The sequence below is a fragment of the Pseudomonas mercuritolerans genome, assembly GCF_025706525.1.
Classification (GTDB): domain Bacteria; phylum Pseudomonadota; class Gammaproteobacteria; order Pseudomonadales; family Pseudomonadaceae; genus Aquipseudomonas; species Aquipseudomonas mercuritolerans.
Genome location: NZ_JAMSHA010000006.1, coordinates 71131 through 84088, shown reverse-complemented (window position 1 = coordinate 84088; position 12958 = coordinate 71131). Strand labels below are relative to the sequence as shown.

The 12958-nt window shown below is 60.2% G+C and carries 12 protein-coding genes and 1 tRNA gene; 6 read left to right on the top strand and 7 right to left on the bottom strand.

Annotated features, from left to right (window positions below):
* Positions 1 to 5: 5 nt before the first annotated feature.
* Positions 6 to 1379, top strand: coding sequence for a Vps62-related protein (locus ND528_RS17850; protein WP_263470824.1), 1374 nt, complete (start codon positions 6 to 8; stop codon positions 1377 to 1379).
* Here the strand turns inward: ND528_RS17850 and ND528_RS17845 are convergent.
* From ND528_RS17845 to ND528_RS17815, 7 genes are all read right to left on the bottom strand, one after another.
* The gene (locus tag ND528_RS17845; protein ID WP_137215103.1) at positions 1360 to 2115 is read right to left on the bottom strand and encodes a substrate-binding periplasmic protein; all 756 of its coding nucleotides are present in this window, start codon (positions 2113 to 2115) and stop codon (positions 1360 to 1362) included. The genes ND528_RS17850 and ND528_RS17845 overlap by 20 nt on opposite strands.
* Positions 2116 to 2188: 73 nt before the next feature.
* Positions 2189 to 2959, bottom strand: coding sequence for an imidazole glycerol phosphate synthase subunit HisF (hisF, locus tag ND528_RS17840; RefSeq protein WP_016772122.1), 771 nt, complete (start codon positions 2957 to 2959; stop codon positions 2189 to 2191).
* Positions 2960 to 3066: 107 nt separating this feature from the next.
* The gene (gene hisA / locus ND528_RS17835; RefSeq protein ID WP_263470823.1) at positions 3067 to 3807 is read right to left on the bottom strand and encodes a 1-(5-phosphoribosyl)-5-[(5-phosphoribosylamino)methylideneamino]imidazole-4-carboxamide isomerase; all 741 of its coding nucleotides are present in this window, start codon (positions 3805 to 3807) and stop codon (positions 3067 to 3069) included.
* A gap of 95 nt (positions 3808 to 3902) precedes the next feature.
* Positions 3903 to 4166, bottom strand: a complete 264-nt coding sequence (locus tag ND528_RS17830) for a DUF2164 domain-containing protein (protein WP_212615075.1) — start codon at positions 4164 to 4166, stop codon at positions 3903 to 3905.
* Entirely contained in the window at positions 4167 to 4805 is a 639-nt protein-coding gene (gene hisH / locus ND528_RS17825) for an imidazole glycerol phosphate synthase subunit HisH (protein WP_212615074.1), read from the bottom strand.
* Positions 4805 to 5398, bottom strand: coding sequence for an imidazoleglycerol-phosphate dehydratase HisB (hisB, locus tag ND528_RS17820; RefSeq protein ID WP_016772125.1), 594 nt, complete (start codon positions 5396 to 5398; stop codon positions 4805 to 4807). The genes hisH and hisB overlap by 1 nt, the downstream gene beginning before the upstream one ends.
* Positions 5399 to 5671: 273 nt before the next feature.
* Positions 5672 to 7336, bottom strand: coding sequence for an OFA family MFS transporter (locus ND528_RS17815; RefSeq protein ID WP_263470822.1), 1665 nt, complete (start codon positions 7334 to 7336; stop codon positions 5672 to 5674).
* A gap of 524 nt (positions 7337 to 7860) precedes the next feature.
* On the opposite strand from ND528_RS17815, the gene ND528_RS17805 reads away from it, so the two are divergent.
* The 5 genes from ND528_RS17805 (at position 7861) to sbnA (ending at position 12954) form a co-directional block, all read left to right on the top strand.
* Positions 7861 to 10077 (top strand): AsmA family protein, encoded by a 2217-nt coding sequence (locus tag ND528_RS17805; protein WP_130911356.1) that lies wholly within the window; start codon positions 7861 to 7863, stop codon positions 10075 to 10077.
* On the top strand, positions 10074 to 11141 hold the full coding sequence (mutY, locus tag ND528_RS17800; RefSeq protein WP_039756580.1) for an A/G-specific adenine glycosylase: 1068 nt from the start codon (positions 10074 to 10076) through the stop codon (positions 11139 to 11141). The genes ND528_RS17805 and mutY overlap by 4 nt, the downstream gene beginning before the upstream one ends.
* Entirely contained in the window at positions 11138 to 11410 is a 273-nt protein-coding gene (locus ND528_RS17795) for an oxidative damage protection protein (RefSeq protein WP_016772129.1), read from the top strand. The genes mutY and ND528_RS17795 overlap by 4 nt, the downstream gene beginning before the upstream one ends.
* Before the next feature lie 91 nt (positions 11411 to 11501).
* Positions 11502 to 11577: transfer RNA gene (locus tag ND528_RS17790), tRNA-Phe, on the top strand.
* Positions 11578 to 11979: 402 nt separating this feature from the next.
* The gene (gene sbnA / locus ND528_RS17785; protein WP_263470821.1) at positions 11980 to 12954 is read left to right on the top strand and encodes a 2,3-diaminopropionate biosynthesis protein SbnA; all 975 of its coding nucleotides are present in this window, start codon (positions 11980 to 11982) and stop codon (positions 12952 to 12954) included.
* Positions 12955 to 12958: the final 4 nt, after the last annotated feature.

Below are 12958 nucleotides of genomic sequence, written 5' to 3'. Positions count from 1 at the left end.
TCGCAATGACTACTCATGAGACTACCGCTTTGCCAACCAGGCAAATGCAACCCATCCGAAACGACAACTTGCTGATCAGCTTTACGACGGAGTTTCTGCGCATCTGGGATACCGCTGGATCCCGGGCAAAACCGGCTGCCTTCTGGCGGCCCACGCCACCTGCCGATGTGCTGCCGGGTTACTTTCCGTTGGGCGACGTGGCGATTGATGACCATGACAACATTACTGACAGACATGCGGTGGCTGTGGTTTGCGAAGCGGCGACACCCAGTGCGGATCCCGCAAAAGGCAGCGCGTTGCGCCGTCCTGACGACTATGAACTGATCTGGCAAGACACAGGCTCAGGCTCGAAAAAGGACGGGGCGATCTGGCGACCCATTCCTCCGCAAGGGTATGTAGCGCTCGGTTCGGTCTGCTCCGACGGTCACGCAAAGCCTTCCTTGAACGCTGTCCGTTGCGTCCGTGCCGACCTCTTGATTGCTTCCGGCCTGGCTGAATCGGTGTGGACAGACAAGGGCAGTGGAGCCCGACAAAGCATCAGCACGTGGAGCGCCGTTCCGCCTTCGGCGCCTGCGGATGAAATCCATCTGGCGCCCGGCACCTTCGTCGGCTTGAAGAGTTATTCCAAACCCGCCAATTTCACCATTTATTCCCTGCGTATCCCGATTGAGATTGACGTCAATGCACGCCCCGCCGTGCCAGTCCTTGCGGATGTCACGCCACCCGACCTGCGGGTGCCCGAGCAACCTGCCTACAGCGCGCGACTGCCTTGGTTCATCGTAAAAGACCCACAGCTCACCCGACGCCAACAGCTCAGTCAGTCACCTGAGTATCTGCTACAGCGCACGGATCATTATCAGCTCGTTGGCCATTGCCACAACACGGAAGACAGCAACAAGACCGTCCGCTGGGTCGCCCCCCGCCTGCAACAAAACGATAGACTGCGCCTGTTTACCAGCGCCACTTTGATCGAGTTCGGCGCACAGTGGCAGAGCAATCTGTCCCAACCCTTTCTGTTTTCGGCGCGGTTGAACAATGATTTCACCCAGTGTGAAATGCACTCGAACGAATGGCTCAACCCGGCACCTATCGAGGTCGCGGCTATCGTGGCCGGCAACAGCTCGATGGCGGTGTATCTGACTCAGAGTGACTATAAGCTGCTGCGCGCGGACGGCACACAGATCGGCAGCGTCGTCAGCTACACCGATGGCAAGAACCTGCACTTCAGCGTGTACACACCACCGCAACCAAACGCGACAGTCCTGCCTGCCGAGGCCGCGCACATGCAAAGCGCAACAGTCGAGGACGAAACGGATAACGAAGCCGCAGCGTTGCCAACAAGCACAGAGTTGCCAGTGACTACAGATAGCGTCCCATGATCTCGTCGACAACTCCGTCCTTGCGCATCTGATCAAGCGCAGCCTGCAACCTGGCAACGACTGTATCTGACACATCCTTGTTCAGTGCCAGATACAGTTCGGCGCTGTTGAAGCGCAGCACGGTCTTCAGACCGGTCACGCCATCCTGCCGCGCCAGATAACGGCCGGCAGGATCCCCGGTAGCCCAGAGATCGATCTGGCCGTTGACGAGTTTCTTCGCATTGTCCTGATCGCGCAGCACCACCAGCGGTTTGAGGCCCTGTTTGGTCAGGGTCTCGGCAATCGCATCGCCCTTGTAGGCGCCGATCCTGTATTTGCGCGCATCATTGAGGGTTTCCAGGGTTATCTTGCTGTCAGCCTTGGCCAGCAGGATCCAGTCGTCGGGTCCGATCGGGCCGACCCATTTGAAGAGTTTTTCGCGATCGGGCAGGCGCGCCATGACGAAGGCCCCATAACCGGGATTTTCCAGGGCGAGCTTGTAGACACGCTCCCAGGGGAAACGCAGGGTCAGGCTGTAAGTGAGGCCGGCGCGCTGGAACATCTCGCGAACGATGTCCGTGGCAATACCGTTGATGTTGTCGCCCTGGGCGAAATTCTTGCCGTTCTTCGCCATGTTGTACGGCGGGAAGTTCTCGGTGAGCAGCACCAGATCGGTGTCGGGACTGGTTTCGGCCCGGGCATTGCTGATGAACAACAACGAGGCGCTGGCGAGAACAACAAGCAGGCGTTTGATCATGTCGGGCTACCGGAATCCATGGCGTGCCCAAGAGTGCCTTGGGCGCGCCATGCTGTCCACTGGCCTGTACGCTTTAGCGCATGACGATGCCGCGATGCGACATGTAGGCCTTGGCTTCCTGCACGGTGTATTCGCCGAAGTGGAAAATACTTGCCGCCAGCACCGCACTGGCATGGCCTTCGAGAATGCCGTCGGCCAGATGCTGCAAATTGCCGACGCCACCGGAAGCGATCACCGGAATGCCCAGCGCGTCGCTGATGGCGCGGGTCACGCCGAGGTCGAAGCCGTTTTTCATGCCGTCCTGATCCATGCTGGTCAGGAGGATTTCGCCAGCACCGAGGCCTTCCATTTTCTTCGCCCACTCGACTGCGTCGAGGCCGGTCGGCTTGCGCCCGCCATGGGTGAAGATTTCCCAGCGCGGGGTTTCGCCGGGGCCGGAGACTTTCTTGGCGTCGATGGCAACGACGATGCACTGCGAGCCGAAATGCTGCGCGGCTTCGCCAACGAATTCCGGGTTGAACACGGCAGCGGTGTTGATCGACACTTTGTCCGCGCCTGCATTGAGCAGGTTGCGGATGTCCTGCACGGTACGCACGCCACCGCCGACGGTCAGCGGAATGAACACCTGGCTGGCCATGCGCTCGACGGTATGCAGCGTGGTGTCACGGCCATCGACGCTGGCGGTGATGTCGAGAAAGGTAATCTCGTCGGCGCCCTGCTCGTCGTAGCGACGGGCGATTTCCACCGGGTCACCGGCGTCGCGGATGTTCTCGAACTTCACACCTTTGACGACCCGGCCGTTGTCCACGTCCAGGCAAGGGATGATGCGCTTGGCTAACGCCATAAGACTTAATCTCCGATTAAGAAGCTTCAAGCTTCAAGCTGCAAGAAAGGGCGGATTGCGGTCGCGCTTCTAACTTGCAGCTCGCAGCTTGCAACTTGAAGCTGCTTTTATCTGGCCGCGTAGCCATCACAAAAAGCTTGAGCCTCTGCAACATCCAAAGTGCCCTCATAGATCGCGCGGCCCGTGATCGCGCCGATGATGCCCGGTGCCTTGGCGTCGAGCAGCGACTTGATGTCACCCAGGTTATGGATGCCGCCGGAAGCGATCACCGGAATCCTGGTGGCAGCGGCCAGCGCAGCGGTGAACGGTACGTTGCAGCCCTGCATCATGCCGTCTTTGGCGATGTCGGTATAAACAATCGACGACACGCCGTCGGCTTCGAACTGCCTGGCCAGGTCAATGACCTGCACGGCGCTGATCTCAGCCCAGCCGTCGGTGGCGACGAAACCGTCTTTGGCATCCAGACCGACAATGATCTTGCCCGGAAACGCACGGCAGGCTTCAGCAACGAACGCCGGATCTTTCACGGCTTTGGTGCCGATGATCACGTAGCTGACGCCCGCCTTGACGTAATGCTCGATGGTTTCCAGCGAACGGATGCCACCACCGATCTGGATCGGCAGGGTCGGGTAGCGCTTGGCGATCGCGGTGACCACTTCGCCGTTGACCGGCTGGCCTTCGAACGCGCCGTTGAGGTCGACCAGATGCAGACGGCGGCAACCGCCCTCCACCCACTTGGCAGCCATGCTCACCGGGTCATCGGAGAACACCGTGGAATCTTCCATGCGGCCCTGGCGCAGACGTACGCAGGCACCGTCCTTAAGATCGATAGCGGGGATAATCAGCATGCTTTTTCCTTCGTCAAAAGAGCTGCAAGCTGCAAGCCACAAGCTGCAAGCATGCGTGTGTTCGTTTTACTCTTGCAGCTTGAAGCTTGTAGCTTTCAGCTGCTTTTTTCGAGCGCCCACAGGTCGCTTTCGATGCTTTCAAACCGTTCCTTGAGGTGGGTCTGCACATCGAAAATCGCCCTGTTGTAATAGTGCGGAGCAATCTCGCGGGTAAACAGCTCAAGAATTTCCGCCGCCTCGAACGAACCCAGGTCCAATTCGAAACGATCTTCCATGAACCGCTGAATCTTGCGACTGGCCTCGCTCTCCTGCTCGGGAGTGAGGGTCAGAATCGGCGGTTTGGATTTCTTGACAGCCATTTACCAGCGACCGTCCCACGCAGCGAAGTTCTGCAGCAGTTGCAGGCCGTGGGTATGGCTTTTCTCCGGGTGGAACTGCACGGCGAAACGCGAACCGTCGGCCAGCGCTGCGGCGAAATCGACACCGTAATGACCGCTGCCCACCACCTGACGCGCATTGGCGGCGGCGATGTAGTAGCTGTGCACGAAGTAGAAACGCGCCAGATCCGGGATGTCATGCCAGAGCGGGTGACTGATCTTCTGCTTCACCTCGTTCCAGCCCATGTGCGGGACTTTGAGGTGCTCGCCGTCTTCGTGCAGATCCTTGCCGAAGAATTTCACCGCGCCGGGGAACAGGCCGATGCAGTCGACGCCGGCGTTCTCTTCGCTGGTATCGAGCAGGGCTTGCATGCCGACACAGATGCCGAGGAACGGTCGATCCTGGCTGACCTCACGGACCAGCGAATCGAAGCCGAGGCGACGGATCTCCGCCATGCAATCGCGAATCGCGCCAACGCCCGGGAATACCACGCGGTCGGCTTCGCGAATCACCTTCGCATCGCTGGTGATCAGCACCTTGCCGGCGCCGACGTGCTCAAGCGCCTTGGCGACCGAGTGCAGATTGCCCATGCCGTAGTCGATAACTGCAACCGTCTGCATTACAGAACGCCTTTGGTCGACGGCATTTGCCCGGCCATGCGCTCGTCCAGCTCGACGGCCATGCGCAGCGCGCGGCCGAAAGCCTTGAACACGGTTTCGATCTGGTGGTGAGTGTTGGTGCCGCGCAGGTTGTCGATGTGCACGCTGACCAGCGCGTGGTTGACGAAGCCCTGGAAGAATTCCTGGAACAGGTCAACGTCGAAACCGCCGACGGTGGCCCGGGTGTACGGCACGTGCATCTGCAAGCCCGGACGACCGGAGAAATCGATCACCACGCGCGACAGCGCTTCATCGAGCGGCACGTAGGCATGGCCGTAGCGACGGATGCCTTTCTTGTCGCCGATGGCTTTGGCAAACGCCTGGCCGAGGGTGATACCGACGTCTTCCACCGTATGGTGGTCGTCGATATGCAGATCGCCCTTGCATTCGATATCCAGGTCGATCAACCCATGACGGGCGATCTGATCCAGCATGTGCTCAAGAAAAGGTACACCGATATCGAATCGGGCCTTTCCGGTGCCATCAAGGTTGATCGAGGCTTTGATCTGGGTTTCCAGAGTGTCGCGCTCGACAGACGCCTTACGTTCGGCCATCACCAGCTCCGCAAAATCATTGGGCGAAAAAGGCAGCCATTATAGGCACGCAGCAAGCAAACAGAAACACGCGAGGTGAGATGCCTGACGGATAGAACGCCCGGCTGTCGCGGGTAGACATGTCCATACAAGCCATAACAGGCATGCCAAAAACAAATGTGGGAGCGAGCCTGCTCGCGAATGCGGTAGGCCAGGCAACATTGATGTCGACTGGTGCTCCGTCTTCGCGAGCAGGCTCGCTCCCACAGGTTCGGTGTTTATTCAGCTAACACCTTAGTGAAACAGTACCGCCGTCTTCTGCAGGGTCACCCACACACCCCACGCCAACGGAATACCCACCACCAGCCAGGCAGCGATCGCCAGAGGCTTGGTGCCCGGCGCGGCTTTCCACTCCAGAACGGTGCTGGCATCGGCACCCTTGTCGTGGCCCAGCGCCTGTTCGGCGGCCAGTTCGGCGTCGGTCATGAAGTACTTGTCGGCCACCGGGCGCACCATCAGGTTGCACAGGAAGCCCAGCACCAGCAGGCCGGCGAGGATGTACAGGGTGATGTCGTAAGCGGCAGCGCGTTCCACGCCGATGCTCAGCTGATATTCACGCAGGTAGTTGACCAGCACCGGACCGAGTACGCCGGCAGCGGCCCAGGCAGTCAGCAGACGACCGTGGATCGCACCGACCATCTGTGTACCGAACAGGTCGGCCAGATACGCCGGAACGGTGGCAAAACCACCGCCGTACATCGACAGGATGATGCAGAACGCCGCCACGAACAGCGCAACGTTGCCCAGATGACCCATGTTCGGAATCAGCGCGTACAAGGCAAAACCCAGCGCGAAGAACACGAAGTAGGTGTTCTTGCGGCCCAGGTAATCCGAGAACGAGGCCCAGAAGAACCGGCCACCGATATTGAACAGGCTCAGCAGACCGGTGAAGCCCGCTGCGATCGCCGCGATCGAGGCCAGTTGGCCAGCGTCGAGTTGGCCGAACGGCACATCGACGCCCAGCAGTTTGCCGCCGAACACTTCCTGCAACAGTGGCGAAGCCATGCCGAGGATACCGATACCCGCCGACACGTTCAGGCACAGCACCAGCCAGACCATACGGAATTGCGGCGTTTTCCACGCTACGTTCACGTGGACGTGACGGTTAGTGATCATGGCGTTGGAAGCTTTCTTCGCTGGAGCGGTCCAGCCCTCAGGCTTCCAGCCGGTTGGCGGCACGCGGTAGGACAGCGCGCCACCGATCATGAACACGAAGTAGATGGCTGCCATGGCCACGAAGCTCTGCCATACGCCAACGCCTTCTGGCGATGCGAAGTGGCTCATCAGCGCAGTCGCCAACGGCGCACCGACCATCGCGCCGCCACCGAAGCCCATGATCGCCATGCCGGTCGCCATGCCGCGCTTGTCCGGGAACCACTTGATCAGGGTCGACACCGGCGAGATATAGCCCAGGCCCAGACCGATACCGCCGATCACGCCGGAGCCGATCCACATCAGCCAGATCTGGTGGGTATAGATACCCAGCGCGGAAATCAGCAGACCGCCGCACCAGCACAAGGCCGAGACCACGCCCGCTTTACGAGGACCGGCGTGTTCCAGCCAGCCACCCCAGATCGCTGCCGAGCAGCCGAGGAAGATGAAGAACAGCGTGTAGATCCAGCCGAGCATGGAGATCGGCCAGTCGCAGTTCGACGAAAATACCTGTGCGATGAAGCTCATGTCCGGCGCGCAAGCCACCGGCGCGCTAACGCCGAGTGCCTTGGACAGCGGCAACCAGAACACCGAGAAGCCGTAGGCCATGCCGATGCACAGGTGAATGGCCAAAGCGGCCGGTGGAACCAGCCAGCGGTTGAAACCGGGCTTGGCGATGATGCGTTCCTTGGACAGGAACGCAGGCTGGTCGGCCTTGAGGCCGTCCGCCGTGATGCTCGTGCTCATTGTGTATCCCCCAATTGTTAGTATGGTTCGCCAGCCACTGCTCACCCTCGGCCTTATGCACGCAGGCATGACCGTTTTTTCAGGTGAAGCTCCTTGAAGGCGCGACGTTAAGTCGCAGACGGGCGGACGAACTGGCGAAGGTTACCATTCTCAGGTGACAGAAAAACCAAACTGATATCACCTTTTTTCAAGTCATCTGTTCTCGTACGACTCGGGAAGCTGCCAACCCCGCGTCTGCAAAGGCACCACGCCGTTTGCTACTTGTCCCATTTATGCGTGTGAAAAGTTACCCGTCGACTGGGCGTGACTGAACGACTGGTGAACCAAGCGCAAAAAATGGCGTCGCAAGCGGGGGACGAATTGCACCCTCTGACGCCCGCCGGGCATCCTCAAGCGCAGGCCCGGTGGCGAAGTTGCAGGTGCCACCGCCGACCCTCGGCAGATGACGCCACACCGAACCGGGTGCCGGCAGCGCTATACTCCCCGGCCATATGACCAATTCGACTAACTACAAGGACTCGCCCATGAAAGCGTTCGGCAAAATCCTGGGTCTGGTACTTCTCGGGCTGTTGCTGATCATTGTGGCGGCAGGCTTTGCCCTGACCCACCTCTTCGATCCCAACGACTATAAAGACGAGATCCGCCAGATTGCCCGCGACAAGGCCCACATCGAGCTGACGCTCAATGGCGATATCGGCTGGAGCCTGTTCCCGTGGCTCGGCCTGGAATTGCACGAAGCCAGCGTCGCTACCCTGGCCAAACCTGCCGAACCGTTTGCCGACTTGCAGATGCTCGGCCTGTCCGTGCGCGTGCTGCCGTTGTTGCGCCGCGAGGTGCAGATGAGTGACGTGCGCGTCGAAGGCCTCAACCTGCGCCTGAACCGTGACAAGAACGGCCACGGCAATTGGGAAGACATTGGCAAGGTGCCTGTGGCGCCGGGCTCGACTCCACCGGCCACAGCGGGCGCGACCGCCAGCGAGCCGACTGTCGCCGTGGAAAAACCGGCGCAACCGATCCGCCTCGACATCGACAGCCTGACCGTCAACAACGCCCGCGTTGAATATACTGATGAGCTGACCGGCAAGCAGTTCAGCGCCGAAAGCATTCAGCTGAGCACCGGCCCGGTCCATGACTCGACCAATATCCCGGTGAAAGCCACCGCGTTCCTTGGCACCAACCAACCGGTGCTGCGCGTGCGCACCGAGCTCAACGGTGAGCTGCGCTTCGAGCGCGCCCTGCAACGCTACAAGTTCGAAGACCTGAAGCTGACCGGCGAGCTCGCTGGCGATCCGCTGCAAGGCAAGACCATGACCTTCTCTGCTCAGGGCCAGTTGCTGCTGGACAAGGCAGCGAACGTCGCCGAGTGGACCGGCATCAAGATTTCCGCCAACCAGTTGCGCGCCCTGGGCGAGCTGAAAGCCAACGACCTCGACAAGACGCCACAGATCAGCGGCGGCATTTCCATTGCCCAGTTCGATCTGGCGAAATTCGTCGACAGCATCGGCCAGACACTGCCGGCGATGGGCGAAGGCAGCCTGAGCAAGGTCGAACTGGTCAGCCGCGTTGCGGCCACTCCGACCAGCCTGTCGTTCGACAACATCAACCTGAAACTCGATGACAGCAGCTTCAGCGGTCGCATCGCCATCGAGGACTTCGCCAAACAATCGCTGCGCGCAATTCTCAAGGCCGACACTTTCAACGCCGATCGCTACCTGCCACCGAAATCTGCCCAAGCCAACAGCGCCACGCAAACACGTCAGGCCGAAGTCGCCAGCACCGAGGCCGGGGCTGTGGCCGGCACCACGCCGCTGCCGGACAAACCGAGCAAAACCGCCTGGAGCACCGAGCGTCTGCTGCCGGTCGAACGCCTGGCCAAACTCGACGTCGATGCCGACCTGACTTTCGGCCAACTGACCCTCGACAAACTGCCGATACAGAACGCCGCGCTCAAAGCCACTGGCCAGGGCGGCCTGCTGACGCTGACTAACCTGAGCGGCGATCTGTACAACGGCGGCTTCGTCGCCAACGGCACACTCGACGTGCGCCCAAGCGCGCCGGTGCTGAACCTGCAGACCCGCCTCAATCGCGTCCCGGTGGAAAAAATCATCGAAAGCCAGGGCAAGAACCCGCCGGTCAAAGGCCTGGTGACGCTGACCAGCAGCTTCACTGGCAGCGGCAACAGCCAACAGGCGCTGATCGATACGCTGAACGGCAACGCCAGTTTCGTCATCAACAACGGTGTGCTGCTCAACGCCAACCTTGAACAGCAATTGTGCAAAGGCATCGCCACGCTCAATCGCAAGTCCCTCAGCGGCGAGCCACGGGGCAAGGACACGCCGTTCGAGGAGCTCAAGGGCAACCTGACCGTGCGCAACGGCGTCGCCAGCAACCCAGACCTGAAAGTGCGCATCCCCGGCATGACCGTCAACGGTGACGGCGACATCGACCTGCGCGTGCTCGGCATGGATTACCGCGTCGGCATCATCGTCGAAGGCGATACCAGCGCCATGCCTGACCCGGCCTGTCAGGTCGGCGACAAATTCGTCGGCATCGAGTGGCCGCTGCGCTGCCGTGGACCGCTGGAGCTGGGCGCCAAGGCCTGCCGCATCGACAATGATCGTCTCGGTCAGGTCGCCAGCAAGATGGCCGGCAACAAGCTCAGCGAGAAGATCGACGAGAAACTGGGCGACAAAGTCAGCCCGGAACTGAAAAACGCATTGAAGGGGCTGTTCAAGCGATGACAGCGGAGCAGTTTTCCACGGCGGTGCTGGAGTGGTTCGACCGCCATGGCCGCCACGATTTGCCGTGGCAGCAGGACATCAACCCGTACCGGGTGTGGGTGTCCGAGATCATGTTGCAGCAGACTCAGGTCAGCACGGTGCTCAATTACTTCGAGCGCTTCATGGCGGCGCTGCCGACAGTCGAAGCGCTGGCCGCAGCGCCGGAAGACGAGGTGCTGCACCTGTGGACCGGGCTGGGTTACTACACTCGCGCACGCAATCTGCAGAAGACGGCGAAGATCGTCGTCAGCCAGTACGCTGGCGAATTCCCGCGTGACGTGGAAAAACTCACCGAGCTGCCAGGCATCGGCCTGTCCACCGCCGGGGCGATCGCCAGCATCAGCATGGGCCTGCGCGCGCCGATCCTCGACGGCAACGTCAAACGCGTGCTGGCGCGCTTCACTGCGCAAGAGGGCTACCCTGGCGAACCGAAGGTGGCCAAACAACTCTGGGCCAACGCCGAGCGCTTCACCCCGCACGATCGGGTCAACGCCTACACCCAGGCGATGATGGATCTTGGCGCGACACTCTGCACGCGCAGCAAGCCGAGCTGTCTGCTGTGCCCGCTCAAGCGTGGCTGTGAAGCGCACATGCTTGGCCTGGAAACCCGTTATCCGATTCCCAAGCCACGCAAAGCCATCCCGCAGAAACGCACGCTGATGCCGATGCTCGCCAACGGTGAAGGCGCGATTCTGCTTTACCGCCGCCCGTCGACGGGACTGTGGGGCGGTTTGTGGAGCCTGCCGGAACTGGATGACCTGGAGGATCTGCAACATCTGGCCGATCAGCACTCACTGACCATGGGCCAGCAGCAGGCGCTGCCGAGCCTGGTTCACACCTTCAGCCATTTCCAGTTGTCCATCGAACCCTGGCTGGTTCAGGTGCAGGAAGCCAGCCATCACGTGGCCGAGGCCGACTGGCTCTGGTATAACCTCGCCACCCCGCCGCGCCTGGGCCTTGCTGCCCCGGTCAAGACCTTGCTCGAACGCGCGGCCGCCGTCTTGAATGCAGGAGAATCGCCATGACCCGCACCGTAATGTGCCGCAAGTACAAAGAAGAACTGCCCGCGCTGGAACGCGCCCCTTTCCCGGGTGCCAAGGGCCAGGACATTTTCGACCACGTCTCGGCCAAGGCCTGGGCCGACTGGCAGAAACACCAGACCCTGCTGATCAACGAAAAGCGCCTGAACATGATGAACGCCGAAGATCGCAAATACCTGCAGGGCGAAATGGACAAGTACTTCTCCGGCGAGGAATACGCCAAGGCCGAAGGCTACGTGCCGCCAGCCGAATAACCCGCAGATTTCGTAAGCGACGGAATTAATTTAAGAAATTTTCAAAAAGTCGTTGACGTAAATCCGAAAAACCCTTTTAATGCGCCCCGTTGCCCAGATAGCTCAGTCGGTAGAGCAGGGGATTGAAAATCCCCGTGTCGGCGGTTCGATTCCGTCTCTGGGCACCAAATACCGAAAACCCTGAATCGCAAGATTCAGGGTTTTTTTATGCCTGCGATTTGATCCCCCTCCTCACTTCTCCCTTCGATACACCCAATTCCAGCTGTACTGGAAAAAACCCGAAATCTGTATCTCTCCGCGCAGATGGCGTTTCGCCAATACTTTGCGCAAGCCTTGGCGAGCCAATGACTGGCTCCACTTTGCGCCCCGCAACACTCTGGGTTTCTGTAGCCCTCAGAGCGCAAAACCTGATTTTTTGAATCGATCGGCGTCGCCCGCAAGGTCACTTCCTGTCCAGCAAAAAAATCTGAACCCAACCCACAGGCGAACTGCAGTTACTGCTTTTCAAACATTCCAGGATGAATGCTGGCGCCCCCGTGCGCCCGGCAAAACAGCGAAACGGACGACGTATGATCAAGCAACTCATCAATGAAGACAGTTATGTGCAGATCGGCGATCTTTGCAGCGCAACGATCCAGCTGAAAATCGAAGGACTGAATCCCGCCGGCTCCATCAAACTGAAGACCGCGCACGCGCTGATCACTGATCTTGAAATCCGCGGACTGATCAATCACAAGACCCGCCTTATCGAATCCTCGTCGGGGAATCTGGGCGTTGCGCTGGCCATGGTTTGCGCCGCCAAGGGTTACCAGTTCGTTTGCGTAATCGATCCAAATATTTCCGCGCCGAACCGCAAGCTGATTCACGCCCTTGGCGCGCAAATGCTCATGGTCGATCAGCGTGACGAGAACGGCGGTTACCTGAATTCGCGGATTCGCCTGATCGAACAACTGGTCGCTGACAACGCCGACTACATCTGGCTCAACCAGTACAAGAATCCGACCAACCCCCTCGCCCACTATCAAGCGACTGCCAGGTCCATCGCGCGCAAGTTTCCCCAGGTCGATTATCTGTTCGTCGGCGCTGGCACCACCGGCACGCTGATGGGCTGCAAGAACTACTTTGCCGAACATCATCCGCACACCAAAGTCATTGCCGTCGATACCGTCGGCTCGGTGACGTTCGGACTGCCGGGCGGCACGCGCCATATTCCGGGGCTCGGCACCAGCCGCCTGCCGGAGATATTCGAGTCGTCGGGCATTCACGACTTCCTGTCGATTCCCGAGGAACAGACGATCAAGGTCTGCCGTTGGCTGGCGCAACGCTACGGCCTGCTCTTCGGCGGCTCCACCGGCACTGTGCTCGCCGGCATCCGCCAGTGGGCGCCGCATATCCGGCCCGACGATGTCGTGGTGGCGATCTCCCCCGACATGGGTGAGCGCTACCTCGAAACCATCTATTCCGACGACTGGGTCACCCAGCGGATCGGCGCAACCGCACTGCAGCCCCTTTTCCCTGAAATCGCTCTGGCACTCTCGGCGTAATCCT